The organism is Streptomyces mirabilis, from assembly GCF_018310535.1.
GTDB lineage: Bacteria > Actinomycetota > Actinomycetes > Streptomycetales > Streptomycetaceae > Streptomyces.
Genome location: NZ_CP074102.1, coordinates 7,775,834 through 7,796,218, shown reverse-complemented (window position 1 = coordinate 7,796,218; position 20,385 = coordinate 7,775,834). Strand labels below are relative to the sequence as shown.

Genomic DNA, 20,385 nt, shown 5'->3' with positions numbered 1-20,385 from the left:
CGCCCCATGTTCACCTCGAAGTCGTACGACGTTCGGCGCAGCGGCCAACTCTGGCCGCTGACAACGAACTTGTGCCTCAGGAGGCCCGATGTCCCCGCACGCCGTCGGCCGGCGCCACGTCCACCGAACCGTCGCCGCGGGTGTACCGCTCGCGATGCTGGCTGCCCTCGTGGCGGTCGGCACCGCGAGCGCTCAGGGCTACCCGTCGCAGCCGAGGGTCACACGCACCGCGACCCTCGGCGACATCCCCCTGGGCACGTTCAGCAACGCGCTGTTGCCCGGCACGGTGGGCGACGACCGAGGCGTGGACCTCGGTGGGATCGGCAGCGATATCTACCCGGCCGGGCGCCGGGGCGAGTTCTGGACGGTCACCGACCGCGGTCCCAATGGGCAGATCAAGGTGGACGGCAAGAAGCGCCGCACGTTCCCGGTGCCCGGCTTCGACCCGGCGATCGTGAAGATCAGGGTGTCCGGTGACACCGTGAAGGTGCTGGACGCGCTCCCGATCACCACGTCCTCCGGGAAGCCCGTCACCGGGCTGTCCAACCAGGCGGGGCGCGACGAGGCACCGTACTCCTATGACGCGCAGACCCCCCTCACGTACAACCCGAACGGCGTGGACGCCGAAGGCATCGTCCGTTCCGCGGACGGCAGTTTCTGGCTCGTCGACGAGTACGGTCCCTCGTTGATCCATGTCTCCGCGCGCGGGAAGGTCCTCACACGGTATGTGCCCAAGGGGCTGAACCTGACCGGCACCGACTATCCGGTGGTCGAGGCGCTGCCCGCCGTCCTGCTGCACCGCAAGATCAATCGCGGCTTCGAAGGGCTCGCGCAGCTCCCCGGCGGAGATCTGGTGATGGCCGTGCAGAGCCCGCTCTCCCTGCCGGACGGCGACGCGGGGGACGTCTCGCGCACGACGCGGCTGCTGCGCTTCGCCCCGAAGAAGCGGGCCGTCACCGCCGAGTACGCCTACCGCTTCGACCCGGTGAACGTGGTCGACCCCAGCGAGGACGACACGTCGGAGCTGAAAATCTCCTCCGTGGTGGCTGTCGGTCGCGGTCGGCTGCTGGTGGAGGAACGCACGGACAAGGCGGCGCGGTTGCAGGTGGTGGAGCTCACGCGTGGCGCGAACATCCTCGGTGGTCCCTGGGACAGCGACAGGACGTCCCCCTCGCTGGAACAGCTCGACGATCCGGCCGCCTCCGGCGTCCCGGTGCTCGCCAAGCGTCTGGTCGTGGACCTGGGAACGGTCGCGGGGGTACCCGGGAAGATCGAGGGCGTCGCGCGCGTGGACCACGACACACTCGCGCTGATCAACGACAACGACTTCGGGATGACCGACGGGGCGGGCGCGTTCGACGTGCAGGGCCGGCTGGTGGACAGCGGTATCGAGACGACGGTCACGTACGTACGGCTGCCGCACGGGATCTGACCTCGCCACCCTTTTCGTCGGGCACGCGTGCGTGAGTCGCGAAACGGCGTCCACGCGCGCGTGCCCATCACCTCAGTGGTTTACGGCAGCGCGCCGTTCCCCAAGGTCGGGAGGAGCGACCGCAGGTCGCTCGGCAGGATGCTGCGCAGATCGCTCGGCAGCTCCGAGGGCAAGGACGAAGGCAGGACCGAGGGCAGCGACGAAGGCAGCTCGCTGGGCAGCTCGGACGGAATGCTCAGCGACGGGGAAGACGATCCCTGAGTGCCGCCGCTCTCGGTGGGCCCCTTCTTGTCGGGCGTGTTGCTGCCGCCGCGGACCACCAGCACCACGGCGACGACAGCCACGACGGCCACGAGTGCGGCGAGCGCGAGGAACAGCGGAGTACGGCGCCGCCCGCCACCAGGGCCTTCCGGGCCGTCGGGAAATCCAGCGGGAGGCTCGGGACCATCACCTCCCGGAGGGGGACCGTAGCCCTCGAAAGGGGGACCTTGGCCTCCCGAAGGAGGCCCGTAGCCTCCGGGCGGCGGGCCGAAGCCACCGTTTCCCGAAGGGGGCGTGTCTCCCGGCGGCCGGGGAGGCTGGGGCGGTAAGGGCGGGGTGGCCATACCGTCAAGACTCGCCTCGAACCGGTCAAGGGGCGACCCCTGTGCCGAAGTTGATACGGACTCATGCCGTGGATCGCATGATTCCGGAGCATTCCCCGCCGGGTCCACGCAGCGAGATGCGAGGCCTGGCCCGCCAGGCGACGGGCCAGGCCTCACCGGGGCACGATCAGCCCCGAGCGCCCAGCAGGTGGTCCATGGCGAGCTGGTCCAGCTGCTCGAAGGCCATCCCGCGCGCGGCGGCCGCCTCCACGTCGAACTCCTCGAAGGCCACACGGTCCGCGAGCAGCCCCGTCAGGCCGTCCGCCGCGGTGGGCTGCGCCAGCTCGTCGAGGCGCGACGCGCGCAGCGCCTCCTGGACCTCGGGGTCGACACGGAAGGCTGCCGTGCGCTCCCGCAGGATCAGGTAGTTGCGCATGCAGCCCGCTGCCGACGCCCACACCCCGTCGAAGTCCTCGGTCCGCGGGGGCTTGAAGTCGAAGTGCTTCGGCCCCGCGTACCCGGCGCTCTCCAGGAGGTCGACCAGCCAGAACGCCGAGTGCAGGTCACCGGCACCGAAGCGCAGGTCCTGGTCGTACTTGATGCCGGACTGGCCGTTGAGGTCGATGTGGAAGAGCTTGCCCGCCCACAGGGCCTGCGCGATGCCGTGCGGGAAGTTCAGCCCGGCCATCTGCTCGTGGCCCACCTCGGGATTGACGCCGTACAGCTCCGGGCGCTCCAGACGCTCGATGAAGGCGAGCGCGTGGCCGACGGTCGGGAGCAGGATGTCGCCGCGCGGCTCGTTCGGCTTCGGCTCGATCGCGAACTTCAGGTCGTAGCCCTGAGAGGTCACGTACTCACCGAGGAGGTCGAAGGCCTCCTTCATGCGGTCGAGGGCGACGCGCACGTCCTTGGCGGCGCCGGACTCGGCGCCCTCACGGCCGCCCCAGGCGACATACGTCTGCGCGCCGAGTTCGACCGCGAGGTCGATGTTGCGGATCGTCTTGCGCAGCGCGTAGCGACGCACGTCCCTGTCGTTCGCGGTGAACGCGCCGTCCTTGAAGACGGGGTGCGTGAACAGGTTGGTGGTGGCCATCGGCACCCGCATGCCGGTCGCGTCCAGGGCCTGGCGGAAGCGCTTGACGTGCGACTCGCGCTCGCTGTCCGAGGACCCGAAGGGAATCAGGTCGTCGTCGTGGAAGGTCACACCGTAGGCGCCGAGCTCGGCCAGGCGCTGTACCGACTCGACCGGGTCCAGGGCGCGGCGGGTGGCATCGCCGAACGGGTCCCTTCCCTGCCAGCCGACGGTCCACAGGCCGAAGGTGAACCTGTCCTCGGGGGTGGGCTGGTAGTTCATGCCGCGGCTCCTTGCTAGCTCCGACTATTTCGTCATGGCGATTAACAAATTAGTATGCGGAGGCATCTCTGGGAAGAGACGAAGTGCGATACCTGGGCCACACCGGTCCGCAAGCCCCACCACCAGGACAGATCCCGCGGAGCCGCGGAAGAGGGAGAGCCCGATGTCAGCAGCCGAGGGTCCGCTCGTCGTCGGGGTGGACACATCCACCCAGTCCACCAAGGCCCTGGTCGTCGACGCGTCGACCGGCCAGGTGGTGGCGAGTGGGCAGGCGCCGCACACCGTCTCCACCGGGGCGGGCCGCGAGAGCGACCCGCGGCAGTGGTGGGACGCGCTCCGCGAGGCGCTGCACCAGTGCGGCGAGGCGGCCCACGAGGCCGCCGCGGTGTCGATCGGCGGCCAGCAGCACGGGCTCGTCACCCTCGACGCCCAGGGCGATCCCGTACGCCCGGCCCTGCTGTGGAACGATGTGCGCTCGGCGCCGCAGGCCCGTCGGCTGGTCGAGGAGCTGGGCGGCCCGAAGGCCTGGGCCGAGCGCACCGGCAGCGTGCCCGGCCCCTCCTTCACGGTCACGAAGTGGGCCTGGCTGGCCGAGAACGAGCCCGACGCCGTCCGCGCGACCACGGCCGTACGACTGCCTCACGACTACCTCACGGAACGCCTCACGGGAGAGGGCACGACCGACCGCGGCGATGCCTCCGGTACCGGCTGGTGGGCGTCCGGCACGGAGAGGTACGACGAGGAAGTCCTCGCGCACGTCGGACTCGACCCGGCGCTGCTCCCCCGCATCGCCCGACCCGGCGAGGTGGCCGGAACGGTGCACGCCCGCGATGAGCTGCCCTTCTCCAAGGGCACGCTGGTCGCCGCCGGCACCGGCGACAACGCCGCCGCCGCGCTCGGCCTCGGACTGCGCCCCGGCACCGCCGTACTGAGCCTCGGCACCTCCGGCACGGTGTACGCCGTCTCGACACGGCGCCCCGCCGACCCGACCGGCACCGTCGCGGGCTTCGCCGACGCACGCGGCGACTGGCTTCCGCTGGCCTGCACCTTGAACTGCACGCTCGCCGTCGATCGTGTCGCCGCGCTGCTGGGCCTCGACCGCGAGGCCGTCGAACCGGGCGTCGGCGTGACGCTGCTCCCCTACCTGGACGGTGAGCGCACCCCGAACCTGCCCCATGCCTCGGGGCTGCTGCACGGCCTCAGGCACGACACGACGGGCGGGCAGTTGCTGCAGGCGGCGTACGACGGCGCGGTCCACTCGCTCCTCGGCGCCCTCGACCTGGTGCTCGACCCGGACGCGGACCGCTCCGCGCCGCTGCTGCTCATCGGCGGAGGCGCCCGGGGAACGGCCTGGCAACAGACCGTACGACGGCTGTCGGGACGTCCGGTTCAGGTGCCCGAGGCCAAGGAACTGGTCGCGCTGGGTGCCGCCGCGCAGGCCGCGGGCCTGCTGACCGGCGAGGACCCGGCCGCGGTGGCCCGCCGCTGGGGAACGGCCCACGGGCCGGTGCTCGACGCCGTGGACCGGGACGAGGAGACGCTCGCCAGGATCGCCGGGGTACTCTCCGACGCGGCCCCGCTCCTGGAACGGGAACCGAACAAGGACTGAGCAAGCACTGAGCGAGCACAGACGAGGACAGCCCCTAGGGGACCGGCCGGACGAGGACTGACGGAGGCATGACCGCACCACTGCACGAGGCCCACCCGACCGGTTCCGGCCGTCGACTGCCCGACACCCAACAGGGCATGCGCCGCCGCAACCTCTCCCGTGTCATGCACACCGTGAGCGCGGAGGGACCGCTGTCGCGTGCCGCCGTCGCCTCGCACATCGGTCTGACGCGGGCGGCGGTCTCGACGCTGGTGGACGAACTGATCCGCTCGGGGCTCCTCGAAGAGCTGGGCCCCGAGCGGCCCGGACGGGTGGGGCGACCGGGCTCGGCACTCGCCGTCAGCGGGCACGGCCCCGCCGGGATAGGCGCGGAGGTCGGCGTCGACCATCTGGCGGTGTGCGCCGTCGATCTGCGCGGTGACATACGGGCGCGGGCCGTGCGGCACGGCACGAACCGCGGCCGACCGCCCGAGCCGGTGCTCCAGGAGCTGACCGCGCTGGTGCGGCAGGTGGTCGCCGAGGCCGAACGGGAGGGGCTGTGGCCCGCGGGCCTCGCGGTCGCGGTGCCCGGTCTGGTGGCCCGCGACGCCCGGACCGTGGTTCGTGCCCCCAACCTCGACTGGCACGACACGGATCTGGGCGCGCTGCTGCCCGGAGACCTCACGCTGACCGTGGACAACGAGGCCAACTTCGGCGGCCTGGCGGAACTCTGGCTCGGCGATGCCACCCCACGCGACTTCCTGCATGTGTCCGCGGAGATCGGCATCGGTGCGGCCGTGGTCGTGGACGGACGATTGCTGCGCGGAACCCGCGGGTTCGCGGGCGAGCTGGGGCATGTACCGGTGTGGCCGGACGGGCCTCCTTGCCCGTGCGGCGGACGGGGCTGCCTCGAGCAGTACGCGGGTGAGGAGGCTGTGCTGCGCGCGGCCGGTCTGGAGCCGCGTGAGGACCGTGTCGGGCTGCTGGCCGAGCGTGCCGCCCAGGGCGATGCGGAGGTACGGCGTGCCCTGCGTGACGCCGGGACCGCGCTCGGTATCGCGCTCACGGGCGCGGTCAACCTCCTCGATCCGGAGACGGTCGTGCTGGGTGGAGCGCTGTCCGGTCTCGCACCGTGGCTGCTGCCTTCGCTGGAGGACGAGTTGTCGCGGCGCACGGCGGGCCCCGCCTGTGCCGTGTCCGTGTCACCTCTGGGACCCGAGGGGCCGCTGCTGGGGGCCGCCCACTCGGTGGTGCGGGCGGTGCTCGACGATCCGGCGGGGTTCGCGGAGCGGGCGTAGCACGATCATCGCGGTCGGCGGCGCGATGCTCAGGGTCCCTTTCCCCTCCCCCTCACGGGTGACCGAGTTGTCCACAGTCCCGGAGTTGTCCACCGACGAACGCCGTGCCCTCCCGCCCAACCGGCAAGCGCCGTACCGTAATTCACGCGAGGCGCAGCCGTCGGGCCGATGGCCGGCTGTCCGGGCGAATCGGGGGATCGGGGGGTTCAGATGTCGGGGGAGACGGTTCCAGAACTGCGGCGCGAGGCTGTCGGGCTGCGGGAGGTCCTGTTCCAGAGCATCACGGCCATGGCGCCGGCCGCGGCGGTCGCCGCGTCCATTCCGTCGGGCGCGGCCTTCGCGGGCGGCAGTCTGCCCCTTTCCGTACTGATAGCCCTCGTCGCCTGCCTCTTCACCGCGTCCTGCGTGGCCGAGCTGGCACGACTGTTGCCCACCGCGGGCTCGGTGGCCACGTACGCGGCCCAGGGACTTCACCCGGCTGTGGGGTTTCTCGTCGGCTGGGGCTATGTGTTCGTCGAGGCGCTGGTGCCACCGCTGCTGCTCCTGCAACTCGGGTTCACCACGGCGGGCACACTGCACCAGGAGTGGTCCTCCTACCCGGACGACCTGTGGTGGCCGTGGTCGCTCGCGGGCGCGGCGATCATCGCGGTCGCCGGATACTTCGGAGTGCGCGCCTCGGCTCGCTTCGGCACCGTCCTCGGCGTCTTCGAGGTGCTGGTCTTCCTTGTCTTCGCGGTATGGCTGATCGCCAAGGCCGGAGGGGACAACACGCTGTCGGTGTTCGGGACCTCTCACACGGCCAAGGGATACGAAGGCGTCAGCGGCGTGTTCGCGGGATCGGTCTACACGGTGCTGGCCTTCGCCGGATTCGAGGCGGCGGCACCGCTCGCCGAGGAGACGAAGGATCCCCGCCGGACCATGCACCGCGCGGTCCTCGGCGCGGCACTGGGGATCGGTCTCTTCTACGTCCTCACCACGTACGCCATGTCGGTGTACTTCGGCCCCGACCGCTTCGGGGGCTTCGGAGCCTCGGGCGCGGCGTCCTGGGAAGGCGTGGCCCGCGCTTCCTTCGGACTGTTCTGGGTGTTGGTGTTCCTCGCGGTGGTCAACTCCACGATCGCCAACGCCAACGCCTGCGCGACGGTCTCCACCCGCACGGCCTTCGCCCTGGCCCGGATCAAGGTGTTCCCGCGGCTCTTCGCGCACCTGCATCCGAGGCACCGCTCCCCCGTCGCCGGCGTCGCCGCGCAGTGCGCCGTGGCGGTCGCGGTTGTCCTGGGCCTCGGTCTGTACTACGACCCCGTCACGGCGTTCCTGCTGCTCGCGACGGTGATCGTCACGGTCGTCATCGGCGTGTACATCGTGGTGAACCTCGCCTGTGCGTGCTATTTTCTGCGCCGCAGACGCGAGTTGCTCAAACCGGTGCGGCATCTGCTTTTCCCTCTGTTGGGCATCGTCGCCTTCGTCCCCGCGCTGCTGACGGCCGCGGGCCTGCCCGTTTTCGACTTCGTTTCCGAACTCACCGCGCCCGTTTCGTACGCGGGACCGGTTGTCGGAGTCTGGATGGCGGCCGGGGTCGTGGTACTGATCGTCCTGTCGCGGCGCCACCCCGGGCGCATAGCCGAGACCGCCCGTGTCCACCTCGACGAGACCTCGTCCCCCGAGCCCCCCGACCTTCGGCAGAGCGGAGCCGTGCAGCCATGAGTGACCCCCGCATCCTGACCGTGCGCCCCGAACCGGGCGAGTACGCCTGGACGTTCGGCGGCGCGCCGCCCGTGGCACGCATCGCGCCGGGCACCGTCCTCGATCTGTACACGGAGGACTGCTTCGCCGGGCGGGTGCGCTCGGAGAAGGACCTGGTGTCCGAGGTGTGCGAGTTCCCGTTCCTCAATCCGCAGACCGGTCCCTTCCATGTGGAGGGCGCGGAGCCGGGCGACACCGTGGCGGTGCACTTCGTGTCGATCGAGCCTGCTCGCGACTGGGCGGCCTCGACGACGGTCCCGCTGTTCGGCGCGCTCACCTCCACACACACCACGGCCACGCTGCAGCCGCCGCTGCCGGAGACCGTGTGGATCTGGCAGCTCGACCGGGAGCGGCGCACCGCCCTGTTCAGCGCCCGGGACAGCGACATCCGGATCGAGTTGCCCATGGACCCGATGCACGGCACCGTCGGAGTGGCGCCCGCGAACCTCGAGGTGCGCTCCGCGCTGGTGCCCGACGCGCACGGCGGGAACATGGACACTCCGGAGATGCGGGCCGGCGTCACCTGTTTCCTCGGGGTGAACGTCGAGGGCGCCCTGTTGAGCCTCGGTGACGGGCATGCGCGGCAGGGCGAGGGCGAGACGTGTGGTGTGGCCGTCGAGTGCGCGATGAACACGGTGGTGATCGTCGAGTTGCTCAAGGGAGTCGCCACCCCTTGGCCGCGTATCGAGTCCGACACGCACATCATCTCGACCGGCTCGGCACGCCCGCTGGAGGACGCGTTCCGCATATCGCAGCTCGACCTGGTGCAGTGGTTGGTGCGCGACTACGGGTTCAGCGAGCTGGACGCCTACCAGTTCGCGACCCAGGCGGTCGAATCGCCGCTCGCCAACGTCTGCGACACCAACTACACGTGCGTCGCGAAGATCCGCAAGGAGTGGCTGCCCGCGCGCGAGACACACCGCGGCCTGCACGCGCAATTGCGTGACACCGCCGCGGTGCTGCGCCGCTGAGCGCGGCTGACCCTCGCCCCCCAACACCGAAAGGCAACTCCCCCATGGAACGAGCAAGTTCGTTCCCGAGCCGACGACGCCTGCTCAAGGGCGGCGCCGCCCTCGCCGCCCTCCCTTACGCGTTATTGCCCGGTACAGAGGCGACGGCGGAGACGGCGGCCGTCGACTATCCGCTCGCCGAATGGGCACCGGCGAGCACCTCCAACTACACGGCGTCCAGTCGGCCGACGGCCTATCCGCTCGACTACGTGGTCATTCACGTCACGCAGGAGACCTATTCCAAGACCGTGGCCATCTTCCAGAACCCCGAGAAGACGGTGTCCGCGCACTACCTCGTGCGATCGGCGGACGGGCACGTCGCCCAGTGTGTCAGGGAGCGCGACATCGCCTGGCACGCGGGGAACTGGGACTACAACACCCGCAGCATCGGCATCGAACACGAGGGCTGGGTGGACCGGCCCGCCTATTTCACCAACGCGCTCTACGAGGAGTCGGCCAAGCTGACCGCCGCGATCTGCGCGAAGCACGGCATCCCCAAGGACCGGGCTCACATCATCGGCCACTACGAGGTGCCGGGCACCGACCACACGGATCCGGGGCCGAACTGGGACTGGACGCGGTACATAAGGCTCGTCAACTTCGCCTGACGGAGTGCCCGCCGCGGCTCCCCGACGACCCACGCCGATGTGAGCGCCACGTGAGGAGCTCCGTCACGGTGCTTGTCCGCGCCCGCACCGGGAGTGACGATGGTCCCAGTCGCATCGCCTACCGGGAGGCCGAGTTGACCGAACCGTGGGTGGCCCTCGAACCAGGGGCCGACCCCGTCGAGCGGGTGCGGATACTGCGCCGCGCGCACGAGGCGTTCACCGAGGCGGGCACGGTGCCGCGGCCGGTGCGCTCCGTGGTGGCCGATTCATGGCGGCGGTCGGCGCGGGCCGGTGTCGCACCGGACGGCACGGCACGGGTGGAGCTCACGGACGGCGACCTGGGCTCCTACCGGGCGGAGCATCCGCTGGCCCGGGTGATGCCGCTCTTCCGGGAGCTCATGGGGACGTTCGCGGCGGACGGCGAGCACCTTCTCGCGGTGTGCGACGCGCAGGGTCGGCTGTTGTGGGTCGAGGGACATCCGGCGACGCGGCGGCAGGCGGGGCGGATGAACTTCGTACCGGGCGCGCGGTGGTCGGAGACCTCGGTCGGCACCAACGCGCCGGGAACGGCGGTTGCCGTGGACCGGCCCGTGCAGGTGTTCGCGGCCGAGCACTTCATCCGCCGGGTCCAGCCCTGGACGTGCGCCGCGGCGCCGGTGCACGATCCGCGCACGGGGCGGGTGCTCGGCGCGGTGGACATCACGGGTGGGGACGGGCTCGCGCATCCGCACAGTCTCGGTTTCGTGCAGGCGGTGGCGCGGGCCGCCGAGTCCCAGTTGGCACTGCTCGCACCGGCGGAATCGGCGGCGGACACGCTCGAGCTGACCGCGCTCGGCCGCGACGAGGCCCAACTGGTCGCGGGCGGCCGGAAGGTCAGGCTCAGCCGCAGACACAGCGAGATCCTGGTGCTGCTGGCAAGACACCCGGAGGGGCTGTCGGGCGACGAGTTGCTGTGCGCGCTGTACGAGGACGAGTCGGTGACGCCGGTGACCCTGCGCGCCGAGCTCACCCGACTGCGCCGGGTGCTCGGCCCCGGCCTGCTGGGCTCGCGGCCCTACCGGCTCATGGCGCCGGTCGAGTCCGACGTTGCGGTCGTCGAACGGCGGCTCGGTACGGGCGCGGTCACCGCGGCCGCGGCGGCGTACGCCGGTCCGCTGCTGCCGGGTTCGGGGGCCCCGGCCGTGGTGCGGTTGCGGCGCCGCCTCGCCGACGGGCTGCGTACGGCGCTCATCGCCCGTCGCGACCCCGACCTGTTGGCGGACTGGGCGCGCGCGCCGTGGGGCGAGGACGACCTCGACGTATGGCGGGCGCTGGCCGCCGTACGCCCGACGGCGGCGGTGCGGGCCCGGCTGGAGGGGCTGGAGCGCGAACAGGCCGCGCCACCGGGCCGACTGCACCCAGCGGCGTTCGCGGCGCGGCGTCGGCCGGCCGTCGGGCAAGGCTGACCTGCCGCGTCCGCAACGTCGTTGCAACGTCCGCGCTCCTAGCCTCGCGGCGAGAGCTGTCCAACGGCGGGCAGCGCTTCTCCGGGAGGCAGACCAGCATGACCCGATACGCGGCGCCCGGCACCGAGGGCGCGATCGTCTCCTACCAGGCACGTTACGACCACTTCATCGGCGGCGAGTACGTGCCGCCGGCTCGTGGGCAGTACTTCGAGAACCCGAGCCCGGTGAACGGGCAGCCGTTCACGGAGATCGCGCGGGGCACCGCCGAGGACGTGGAGCGCGCGCTGGACGCGGCGCACGCGGCCGCGCCCGGCTGGGGCCGCACCTCCGTCACCGCGCGCGGCGACATCCTGTTGAAGATCGCCGACCGGATGGAGGCGAACCTGGAGAAGCTGGCGGTCGCCGAGAGCTGGGAGAACGGCAAGCCGGTGCGCGAGACCCTGGCCGCCGACATCCCGCTGGCCATCGACCACTTCCGCTACTTCGCGGGGGCGATCCGCGCCCAGGAGGGTTCGCTCGGCGAGGTCGACGACGACACCGTCGCTTACCACTTCCACGAGCCGCTCGGGGTCGTCGCGCAGATCATTCCCTGGAACTTCCCGATCCTGATGGCGGTCTGGAAGCTTGCCCCGGCGCTGGCGGCGGGCAACGCGGTCGTCATCAAGCCCGCCGAGCAGACCCCGGCGTCCATTCACTACTGGATGAGCCTGATCGCGGACCTGTTGCCGCCGGGCGTCGTCAACATCGTCAACGGCTTCGGCGTGGAGGCGGGCAAGCCGCTCGCGTCCAGCCCGCGGGTGGCGAAGGTGGCGTTCACGGGTGAGACCACGACCGGGCGGCTGATCATGCAGTACGCCTCGGAGAACATCAAGCCGGTCACACTGGAGCTCGGCGGCAAGTCCCCGAACATCTTCTTCGACGACGTCTGGGCGCAGAACGACGACTTCCGGGACAAGGCACTCGAGGGCTTCACGATGTTCGCCCTCAACCAGGGCGAGGTCTGCACCTGCCCGTCACGGGCGCTCGTCCAGCGCGGTCACTACGGCGAGTTCATGGAGGCCGCGGTCGCCCGCACCGAGCTGATCAAGCCGGGCCACCCGCTCGACACCGACACGATGATCGGCGCGCAGGCCTCCAACGACCAGTTGGAGAAGATCCTCTCCTACCTGGACATCGGTCGGCAGGAGGGCGCCAGGATCCTCACCGGTGGCGAACGTATCGAGCACGACGGGGAGTTGAAGGGCGGCTACTACGTCCAGCCGACGATCTTCGAGGGTGACAACCGGATGCGGATCTTCCAGGAGGAGATCTTCGGCCCGGTCGTCTCGGTCACGTCGTTCGACGACTTCGACGACGCCATCAAGACCGCCAACGACACGCTGTACGGCCTCGGTGCCGGCGTATGGACGCGCGACATCAACACCGCGTACCGCGCGGGCCGTGCGATCCAGGCGGGCCGGGTGTGGACGAACTGCTACCACGCCTACCCCGCGCACGCGGCGTTCGGCGGCTACAAGCAGTCCGGTATCGGCCGCGAGACGCACAAGATGATGCTGGAGCACTACCAGCAGACGAAGAACCTGCTGGTGTCGTACTCGCCGAAGAAGCTGGGCTTCTTCTAAAGGTACGAAAAAAGGCGCCTGACCTGGACTTTTACGCGTCAGGCGCCTTTCGCTCAGCCGATTCACGGCCAGGACCGGTTTGCGCACTAACTCACAATTTCTCCCGCAGCTGTCCCGTTCCTGACCAGCGCTTACGGACCAGTCACGGACCAAACGCACGGATCAGCCCTCAGACGCTTCGCTTTGACTGATGCGTACCCACTCCTGCATGGACTGCTCGATGAGGCGGTTCGCCTGTTCTCGAACGCCATCGAGAAACCTGGCGTAGTGACGCGAGCTTGCAAGTGTGGCCAGGCGGCGTGCGGCGAGGACAGGCTCGGGATCCCGAGCGTCCACGGTGGGCGCACTCGGCGCGGTCGGGGTTCCACCGGCGGCTGGTTCGGCTTCCGGCGACGGGGCGGGACGTTCCAACGCATCGCGGTGCCTCTCTGGGCGTGCTCGGCGAGAACCTGCTCGTGCGCGGCGGCCAGGCTGCGACCGTGTCTCTCCCTGGCAATCTCCACCGCGTCGCCGGACGGGGCACCGCGCGCCCGCCACCGGCAGAGCCGTTCGTGACCTTGCCTTCCTGCGGACCCCCAGGCACGGAGATCAAGCACGCGCCCAGATCCCATATATGACACCCGTTATAGACCTGATGTAGAGTCACACTATAACGATCGTCATAGGAGGCAGTCGTGACCGTCATCACCGTGAATACCCCGAAGGGGCGCCAGAGCGTTGAGGAGCGTCGCGCGCTGGCCGAGACGCTGACGGACGCGGTGCTCGTGCCCGAGGTCGGCCAGTTCGCGCCGGCCGCGCGGGTCGGGTTCCAGGTGCACTTCGTGGAGCGTGAGCCGGACATGATGGCGATTGGTGGCCGTCTACTGGTGGATACCGGTCAGGGGCTCGACGTCATGGCGATCGACGTGGCGGTCATGGACGGGGACTGGCGCCGGGAGGTCCGGGCCGAGGTCATCGAGCGCATCCTGGCCGCGATGGCCGAAGCCTGCGGGCTGCCGGAGCCGTCGCCTGCCTGGTGGGTCAACTTCCGGGTCATCGACGAGGGCAGCTGGGGCTCCAGCGGCGGTGTCCTCTCCGTCCTTTCCCTTCTCGACAGCGGCGTGTTCACCGAGGAGAAGATCAAGGCGATCCGCACGGCGATCGACGCCTGAGCCCGAAAGCCGCACGCCGTCAGGCTCGGCGGGCGAGCGCGTCATCGATCAGGGCTTCGAGCTGCTGCGCCACCTGATCCAGGGGTTTCATGCTGCGCTTGGCGCGGCACATGGCGATGGCGCCCTCGACGGACGCCACGATCAGGGCCGCCAGCCCCGAGGCCCGGTCGTGGTCAGCACCGTGTTCCCGTAGCGCCTCGGTGAGCAACCGCTCCCAGCCCTCGAACGCGTCGGCCGCGGCAACGAGAGCCAGCGGGATCTCGTCGGCCGGGGGCTCCTCGACGGAGACCGCCAGCACGGGACAACCGGCGCGGAAGTCGCTCTCGACGACGATGCCGCGCCACAGGGCCAGGAAGGCGCGCAGCCCGGCGACGGGGCCGGCGTCCAGCTCCCTGCGCAGGAGACGGGCGACGGCCGTACCCGCGTACTGCACCGCCTCGGTGGCCAACTGCCGCTTCCCCTCCGGGAAGTAGTGGTAGGTCGAGCCGAGCGGCGCCTTGGCGTGTTTGGCCAGGTCCCGGATGCTCGTGGCGTTCAGACCGCGCCTGCTGATCATGTCGGCCGCACCGGCCACGATGCGCTCGCGCGACGGCGCGCTGGACTTGGCCAAGGCCGTACCCCTCTCTGGCTATAACGCTCGTCATAGTCTAGCGTGAACTCCGGATATAACGACTGTCATAGACCGCGAGTGCGGCACAGAGAGAGATTTCGCCATGCCGATGATCCGGCTCACCGTCCCGCCCGGTTCGCTGACCGAGCAGGGCCGTAAGACCGTCCAGCGCGACCTTGCCACCGTCCTGCTCCGCTGGGAGGGAGCGCCCGACACCGCGTTCTTCCGCGCCCAGGCATGGAGTTACCTCGTCGAACTGCCAGAAGGCGCGCAGACCACCGCCGAGGACGACGCGCCTCGCTTCCTCGTGGACGTCACCGTCCCGCAGGGCGCGCTGTCCGAGCGCCGGAAGGCGGGCCTGGTCGAGGATGCGACGAAGACTGTCCTCGGCGCCGCCGGGCTGCCCCAGGACGACGCGCTGCGGGTCTGGGTGCTGGTGCACGAGCAGCCCGAGGGCACCTGGGGAGCTGGAGGGTCCGTCATCCGCTACGCCGACCTGGTGGCACTGGCGAAGGGGCAGCGCACCGATGCGTGAACTGACCTACGTCGCGAAGCGCACCGTCGAGTGGCGCGAGGCGCCCGACCCGAAGCTCCAGTCGGACCAGGAGGCGATCGTCGCCCCAGTCGCGGCCACCTCCTGCGACGTGGACTCCGCGATCCTGGCCGGGCACGGTTTCATCGACCCGCCGTTCGCCCTCGGTCACGAGTGCGTGGCCCGGGTGGTCGACATCGGGGACGCGGTGACGGCCGTGGCCCCCGGCGATCTGGTGGTGGTCCCCTGGTCCATCAACTGTGGCACCTGCGACCACTGCCGCACCGGACTCACCGCCCACTGCACGGCCGTACCGCACATGGCGATGTACGGCGCGCCGATCGGCGGGAGCTGGGGCGGGCTCTTCTCCGACCTGGTCCGGGTGCCGTGGGCGGACGGCATGCTGGTGCCCCTGCCGGAAGGTCTGGACCCGGTCGCGATGGCCTCGGCCAGTGACAACTGGTCCTTGTCCTGGCGGCTGGTCGCACCCCACCTCAAGAACAGGCCCGGCGCCCGGGTCCTGGTCGTCGCCCGCGGCAGCATCGGCCTGTACGTGTGCGACATCGCCCGCGCACTCGGTGCCTCCAACGTCCTCTACGTCGACCCGGACCCCGAACACCGCGAGATCGCCCGCGGCTACGGCGCCGCGACCGCCGAGGCGCTCGAACCCATCCGCCACGGTTTCGACATCGCCGTAGAGGCCACCGGCCGCGTCGACCAACTCGCTCTGGCCGTCAAGTCCCTTGCCCCGGAAGGAATCTGCGAGTCAGCCGGCAACCACTTCCGCCCCGGCGAACTACCCCTCCTGGACATGTACCTCACCGGCGTCACCCTGCGCATCGCCCGCGACAACGTCCGCAACCACATCCGCGACGCCCTCGACCTCGCCCGCTCCGGCAAGGTCGACCCGGCACGGGTGGTCTCCCACGTCCTCGACTGGGAGCAAATCCCCGACGCACTGCCCGAGAAGCACCTCAAGCCCGTCTTCGTGCGCGCCGACGGCTGACCCCGACGCGACCACGGCTACAACACCCCGACCGAGAAACCCGATGAACGTAGTACCGACAGAATCCCCGGCGACGAACCCCGACACCGTAGGAACGACAGGAGAGGAACTGGACCACCAACGGGCCGCGATCGCCGCTCTCGGCCACGAACTGCGGGCCCTGGTGGACGCCACCGTACGCACCGCGGCCCCGACCGAAGTCCTGCACCAGATGACGGACGAAGTCCGCCGCATCACGGGGCAGTTGACCGGCCGACGACGTACCCGAGCGGAGATCCCGGCCGTGGACGAGTTCCCCGGAGGGGTACGGATGTACAGCCCCGTCACAGGAACCGGCAGTCCTCTCGCTCCACCCATGCAGGTGACTGCTGACAGTGGTGGCGTCGTGGGCCGCTGCACCCTCGGTATCGCCCACGAAGGACCGCCCGGCTACGGGCACGGCGGCATGAGCGCCATGCTGCTGGACGAACTCATGGGTTGGGCCTGCGCCGCCGCCGGCTTGCCCGGCATGACGGTCTCCCTGCAGGTGCGCTACCGCCGACCCGTCCCCCTGGAGACACCGCTGCGGGTCTACGCCCGGGTCACGGGCACCGAGGGCCGCAAGATCTTCGTGGACGGCTCGATCACACCGAGGAGGATCCGTCGGCCGTCGCGGTCACCGCAGACGGCGTCTTCGTCTCACCCGACCCCGGCCGCACCCGTGCCCTGTTCCCGCATGTCCCTTGAGTGCTGCCCATGTCACACACCACTGATCAGCTCAGCGCAGCTCGTGGCGCATGGCATGGGAGATGAGTTCGCCGATGAGTACGGCCGTGGCCGCCGGGCCGCGCAAGGGGGCATCCGGAAGAATTCACGTGTCGGCCACACGGAGTCCGGCTATGCCATGGACCCTGCCGTACCGGTCGACGATCGTGGCGGGGTCGTCGGCCGGTCCCATCGGTGCGGTGCCGCAGGTGTGGTGAGCGGTTCCCAGGTGGCCCGCGATCCACGCGTCCAGGTCACGGTCGTTGGCGAGTGTTCCGGGGTCGGGACCGAGGAGAGCACGGGAGACCTCGCCGAAGGTGCGGGTGTCGGTCAACGCCACTGCGGTACGGACGCCTTCACGCAGGCGGCGCCGGTCCTCGGGTGCCCGCAGGTAGCCGTAGTCGATGCGTGGAGGCCTCGCGGGGTCGGCGGACCGGAGGCGTAGCATGCCGGTCCGCCGGGGTGTCTGGGCCGACACCAGGAAAGCCAGTGGGGCGCCCGGGACCGTCACCGTTCCGCCGACCGGCGCTGCCATGGGGGTCAGGGACTGGAGGACTTCCAGGTCACCCTCGTAGGCGCCGTCGCAGGAGGACAGGTGCAGGCAGCCGCCCAGCCAGGAGTCGGTGGGTTCGCCCAGGTCCTTCCGCGGGGCCCATTCCAGTAGCACCTGGGGGTAATCGCTGAAGCGGGCGCCGACGGCGGGGGCGTCCTTGAGCACGGGCAGACCCAGGCGCTCAAGGTCTGTGCGCGGTCCGATGCCCGACAGGTGCAACAGGTGCAACAGGTGCAACAGGTGCGGGGTGACGAAGGACCCGGCGCAGGGCACGACTTCGCCCGCGTCGAGAATGGTGTGCCGTCCGCCGTGGTCGACGAGCACTCCGGTGCCACGGCCACTGCTGATGACCACCCTGAGCACCCGGCTGTTGCCGACGACGGTCAGGTTCGGGCGGTTGAGAGCGGCCCGCAGGTAGCTGACGCCGGTGTTGAGCCGCAGTCCGTCGACAGCGTTCGACGGCACCGGGCCGAAGCCCGGCGTGCTCTGCGCGTTCTTGTCCGGCTCCCGGGGGAATCCCAGCTCCTGTGCCGCGGCAGCGAACGCTGCTGCAGCGGGGTGCTTGACTTCGCCGCGCCGGACGAGCACCGGGCCGTCGGCGCCGTGGACATCGTGGGGCCCGTAGTCGAGGTCGGTCTCCAACGCTCGGGGAAACGGCAGGATCCGTTCGTAGGCCCAAGCGGGATTGCCGGCCGCCGCCCAGCGGTCGAAGTCCTCACGCCGGGCGCGGATGAAGTAACCGCCGTTGACGGTCGTCGAGCCGCCGAGGTACCGGCCGCGGACCGCCGGGTGGCCGGGCTGGGCGCCGGGGACGAAGCGTGCGTCAAGCAGGTCTGCGGGAAATCGGGAAGGTTCGGACGGAATCGGTCCGGCCTCCAACAGCACGCTGCGGTCGCTGTCCTCGCTCAGACGCGCGGCCAGCACCGCACCGGCGGCCCCCGCCCCGACCACGATCACGTCGGTCCGGCTCATCGGGCGGACTTCCGGTCGTCGTCGGTACGGACAATGCGAGGGCGCAGGGCTGCTGTTGAGCGGCCCTTGAACGCGGAGAGCCAGACACCGGCCCCGTATGCGAGGTCGTCGAGGCGGCGAGCGATGACGCTGTCAGTGTTGAACGGCAGCTGCGGCCCGTACTGTTCCGTCCCGGAGGCCGCAGAACAGTCCCGATTGAACGATGTGGAGGGGCATGGGGACCACCCCTCCACATCGTCACAGGTGACGGCAGTCAGCTCTTGCCGAGCAGACGCCAGACCTGGTTCTTCTTGGTGCTCAGTGCGCTCGCCGCATCGCAGGTCCACTGATGGATCTGCGCGCCGGCCGTGGTCGAGACGTTGCTGACGTCGACGCACTTGTGGCTGTGGACGGCCACGAGCTGGTAGTCGTGGCTGTTGCCGAGTGCGGTGACGGGATTGAGGGTGAACTGCTGGTTGGTGGCGCCGTTGCAGGTGTACTGGATGACGGTGGCGCCGTCGGCGGTGGAGGCGCCGGAGACGTCGAGGCACTTGCCGCTGGTCTCGTCGACGACCGTGTAGGTGTTCGTCTTGCCGCTGACCGGCTTGAAGTCGAACATCTGCTGGTAGCCGCCCTCGCAGTAGTACTGCTGGTACTGGGTGCCGTTGGCGGTGCTGAGGTTGGTGTCGTCCAGGCACTGGCCGCTGTTCTGGCTGACGGCGACCGTGGAGACGGTGGCGTTGGACGGGGGCAGCAGGGTGACGGTGTAGCCGTCCTTGGCGTTCGACCACGGGAGGCTCACCGAGGCGGCGTTGCCACTGACCGTGAGGGTGGTGTCGGCGATGGTCTCCGGACCGGTCACGGCAGCCCCGCTGTTGTACGGGATGCGCTGGACGACGGCGCGGACCTGGCTGTTCTCCACGACGGACGTGGTGTTGAGCCCGGTCAGATTGACGGTGACGGTACCGGTGTTGCCGCTGCTGCCCAGCAACACCTTGGCATTGCCGGCCGAGTTGTCCTTGGTGGCCAGGCCATCGGTGCCAGTGCCGGCGGTGAGCTTGACGATGTTGCCGGTCTGGGAGCCGTAGTAGCGGTACATGAACCACTCGCCGAGCGGCAGGTACTGACCGGCGCTGTTCTTGGTGAGCAGGTTGGCCTCGTTGTCGTGCAGCGCGGTGCCGGAGGCCCAGTTGCCGCGCAGGCCGTCGGCGCCGGCCCGTTCAAGGCGACCGATGAACCAGGCGCCGCCGCCCGGGGACTGCATGGACAGCGTGGCGTACTCATTGATCTGGTACGCGCGGGTGTTGGTCAACCCGGCTGCAGCGAGGGTGGAGTTGGCGCGGCCGACGTCGGTGGCGGGGTCGCCGGGTTCGTCGTGCCAGCTGTAGATGTCGGGGGCGACGTTCTTCGCCTTGACGTAGGTCAGGTATGTCGTCCACCAGCTGTTGGAGGAGTTGGGCTGGCCGGCGATGCTGGGGCCGACGATGAGCTGGGCGGGGAACGCGGCGCGGACCTTGGCGTAGAAGCGCGACCACATCTGGAGGTACTGCGTCTGTGACGCACCCCAGAAGCCGCTGCCGTCTGGTTCGTTCCACAGGTCCCACTGGACCGTCATGTTGTTGGCCTTGACGTCGCTGATGAGCTGGGTGACGAAGGCGTCGAACTGCGTCCAGTCGCCGTTGTCGCCGGGCCAGCCCTGGCTGGTGGTGCCGTCGGCGCCCCACAGGTCGTGCGGCAACAGGACGAAGGTGCCGCCGAGGGCGGCGGTGCGCTTGTACTGGGCCAGGGTGGAGGCCCAGCGGGTCTGGTAGTCGGCGAAGCTGGTGGCGTAGCCGCCGCTGTTGAGCTGGGCGCCCCCGGCTCGCATGAAGTGCCACTTGATGTCGGTGAAGAAGTGGTCCTGGGGCAGCGAGCCGTCCGGGGTCATCCCGTAGATCATGCCGGAGGCGTGGTAGGTGGGGGCGCCTCCGGCGGTGGAGAAGTCGACGGTGACGGAGGTGTCTGCGGCGTGGGCCGTGGTCGCGGGGAGGGTGACCGCGGCGAACGAGGCGAGGAGCGCGGCGATCACGGCGGTCCTGCGGCGTCTCGGGATGCCGGGTCTGCCGGGGCGTACGGCTGGGGAAAGGAAGCGAGATATGCGCATGTGCGGGTCTC

The 20,385-nt window shown here is 70.2% G+C and carries 16 protein-coding genes and 1 pseudogene; 12 read left to right on the top strand and 5 right to left on the bottom strand.

The genetic code is table 11. The annotated features are described in order from the left end of the window. Positions 1 to 88 precede the first annotated feature (88 nt). Positions 89 to 1,432: an esterase-like activity of phytase family protein gene (locus SMIR_RS34550; protein ID WP_168489740.1), complete on the top strand. Its 1,344-nt coding sequence runs from the start codon at positions 89 to 91 to the stop codon at positions 1,430 to 1,432. Positions 1,433 to 1,512: 80 nt separating this feature from the next. Here the strand turns inward: SMIR_RS34550 and SMIR_RS43790 are convergent, their stop codons facing one another. Both SMIR_RS43790 and xylA read right to left on the bottom strand, forming a co-directional pair. Continuing rightward, a complete protein-coding gene (locus SMIR_RS43790) occupies positions 1,513 to 1,785 on the bottom strand; it encodes a hypothetical protein (protein ID WP_249938513.1) in 273 nt (90 codons plus the stop codon). Between the two features lie 418 nt (positions 1,786 to 2,203). Then, complete coding sequence (gene xylA / locus SMIR_RS34540; protein WP_212727802.1) at positions 2,204 to 3,370, bottom strand: xylose isomerase; 1,167 nt, start codon at positions 3,368 to 3,370, stop codon at positions 2,204 to 2,206. A gap of 163 nt (positions 3,371 to 3,533) precedes the next feature. On the opposite strand from xylA, the gene xylB reads away from it, so the two are divergent. The 8 genes from xylB (at position 3,534) to SMIR_RS34500 (ending at position 13,835) form a co-directional block, all read left to right on the top strand. Further along, the gene (gene xylB / locus SMIR_RS34535; RefSeq protein ID WP_168489742.1) at positions 3,534 to 4,979 is read left to right on the top strand and encodes a xylulokinase; all 1,446 of its coding nucleotides are present in this window, start codon (positions 3,534 to 3,536) and stop codon (positions 4,977 to 4,979) included. 68 nt (positions 4,980 to 5,047) lie between these two features. Beyond that, positions 5,048 to 6,256, top strand: coding sequence for an ROK family transcriptional regulator (locus SMIR_RS34530; protein ID WP_212727801.1), 1,209 nt, complete (start codon positions 5,048 to 5,050; stop codon positions 6,254 to 6,256). Between the two features lie 210 nt (positions 6,257 to 6,466). Next, positions 6,467 to 7,960, top strand: a complete 1,494-nt coding sequence (locus SMIR_RS34525) for an APC family permease (protein ID WP_212727800.1) — start codon at positions 6,467 to 6,469, stop codon at positions 7,958 to 7,960. Next, a complete protein-coding gene (locus SMIR_RS34520) occupies positions 7,957 to 8,970 on the top strand; it encodes an acetamidase/formamidase family protein (RefSeq protein ID WP_168489745.1) in 1,014 nt (337 codons plus the stop codon). The genes SMIR_RS34525 and SMIR_RS34520 overlap by 4 nt, the downstream gene beginning before the upstream one ends. 44 nt (positions 8,971 to 9,014) lie before the next feature. Then, positions 9,015 to 9,617, top strand: a complete 603-nt coding sequence (locus SMIR_RS34515; RefSeq protein ID WP_212727799.1) for an N-acetylmuramoyl-L-alanine amidase — start codon at positions 9,015 to 9,017, stop codon at positions 9,615 to 9,617. Between the two features lie 134 nt (positions 9,618 to 9,751). Beyond that, positions 9,752 to 11,062: a GAF domain-containing protein gene (locus tag SMIR_RS34510; RefSeq protein WP_212728448.1), complete on the top strand. Its 1,311-nt coding sequence runs from the start codon at positions 9,752 to 9,754 to the stop codon at positions 11,060 to 11,062. Positions 11,063 to 11,160: 98 nt separating this feature from the next. Further along, a complete protein-coding gene (gene exaC, locus SMIR_RS34505; RefSeq protein WP_168489747.1) occupies positions 11,161 to 12,684 on the top strand; it encodes an acetaldehyde dehydrogenase ExaC in 1,524 nt (507 codons plus the stop codon). 674 nt (positions 12,685 to 13,358) lie between these two features. Then, the gene (locus SMIR_RS34500) at positions 13,359 to 13,835 is read left to right on the top strand and encodes a tautomerase family protein (protein WP_168489748.1); all 477 of its coding nucleotides are present in this window, start codon (positions 13,359 to 13,361) and stop codon (positions 13,833 to 13,835) included. Between the two features lie 19 nt (positions 13,836 to 13,854). Here SMIR_RS34500 and SMIR_RS34495 read toward each other — a convergent pair whose 3' ends face one another. Further along, complete coding sequence (locus SMIR_RS34495) at positions 13,855 to 14,445, bottom strand: TetR/AcrR family transcriptional regulator (protein ID WP_168489749.1); 591 nt, start codon at positions 14,443 to 14,445, stop codon at positions 13,855 to 13,857. Positions 14,446 to 14,548: 103 nt separating this feature from the next. On the opposite strand from SMIR_RS34495, the gene SMIR_RS34490 reads away from it, so the two are divergent. The 3 genes and pseudogenes from SMIR_RS34490 to SMIR_RS44650 all read left to right on the top strand — a co-directional run. Beyond that, complete coding sequence (locus tag SMIR_RS34490; protein ID WP_168489750.1) at positions 14,549 to 14,980, top strand: tautomerase family protein; 432 nt, start codon at positions 14,549 to 14,551, stop codon at positions 14,978 to 14,980. After that, positions 14,973 to 15,983, top strand: a complete 1,011-nt coding sequence (locus SMIR_RS34485; RefSeq protein WP_168489751.1) for a zinc-dependent alcohol dehydrogenase — start codon at positions 14,973 to 14,975, stop codon at positions 15,981 to 15,983. Before SMIR_RS34490 ends, SMIR_RS34485 begins: the two co-directional genes overlap by 8 nt. A 43-nt stretch (positions 15,984 to 16,026) precedes the next feature. After that, positions 16,027 to 16,548: pseudogene (locus SMIR_RS44650) on the top strand (PaaI family thioesterase); the annotation flags it as partial. 285 nt (positions 16,549 to 16,833) lie between these two features. On the opposite strand, the gene SMIR_RS34475 reads toward SMIR_RS44650, so the two are convergent. Together SMIR_RS34475 and SMIR_RS34470 are read right to left on the bottom strand one after the other, a co-directional pair. Next, positions 16,834 to 18,252, bottom strand: coding sequence for a GMC family oxidoreductase (locus tag SMIR_RS34475; RefSeq protein ID WP_248002835.1), 1,419 nt, complete (start codon positions 18,250 to 18,252; stop codon positions 16,834 to 16,836). Between the two features lie 253 nt (positions 18,253 to 18,505). Next, entirely contained in the window at positions 18,506 to 20,374 is a 1,869-nt protein-coding gene (locus tag SMIR_RS34470) for an RICIN domain-containing protein (protein WP_249938512.1), read from the bottom strand. Positions 20,375 to 20,385 lie beyond the last annotated feature (11 nt).

Excerpts from the sequence above, each read along its gene's own strand:
- SMIR_RS34550 (WP_168489740.1), top strand. The coding sequence starts at position 89 with ATGTCCCCGCACGCCGTCGGCCGGCGCCACGTCCACCGAACCGTCGCC.
- xylA (WP_212727802.1), bottom strand. The coding sequence starts at position 3,370 with ATGAACTACCAGCCCACCCCCGAGGACAGGTTCACCTTCGGCCTGTGG.
- xylB (WP_168489742.1), top strand. The coding sequence starts at position 3,534 with ATGTCAGCAGCCGAGGGTCCGCTCGTCGTCGGGGTGGACACATCCACC.
- SMIR_RS34530 (WP_212727801.1), top strand. The coding sequence starts at position 5,048 with ATGACCGCACCACTGCACGAGGCCCACCCGACCGGTTCCGGCCGTCGA.
- SMIR_RS34525 (WP_212727800.1), top strand. The coding sequence starts at position 6,467 with ATGTCGGGGGAGACGGTTCCAGAACTGCGGCGCGAGGCTGTCGGGCTG.
- SMIR_RS34520 (WP_168489745.1), top strand. The coding sequence starts at position 7,957 with ATGAGTGACCCCCGCATCCTGACCGTGCGCCCCGAACCGGGCGAGTAC.
- SMIR_RS34515 (WP_212727799.1), top strand. The coding sequence starts at position 9,015 with ATGGAACGAGCAAGTTCGTTCCCGAGCCGACGACGCCTGCTCAAGGGC.
- exaC (WP_168489747.1), top strand. The coding sequence starts at position 11,161 with ATGACCCGATACGCGGCGCCCGGCACCGAGGGCGCGATCGTCTCCTAC.
- SMIR_RS34490 (WP_168489750.1), top strand. The coding sequence starts at position 14,549 with ATGCCGATGATCCGGCTCACCGTCCCGCCCGGTTCGCTGACCGAGCAG.
- SMIR_RS34485 (WP_168489751.1), top strand. The coding sequence starts at position 14,973 with ATGCGTGAACTGACCTACGTCGCGAAGCGCACCGTCGAGTGGCGCGAG.
- SMIR_RS34475 (WP_248002835.1), bottom strand. The coding sequence starts at position 18,252 with ATGAGCCGGACCGACGTGATCGTGGTCGGGGCGGGGGCCGCCGGTGCG.
- SMIR_RS34470 (WP_249938512.1), bottom strand. The coding sequence starts at position 20,374 with ATGCGCATATCTCGCTTCCTTTCCCCAGCCGTACGCCCCGGCAGACCC.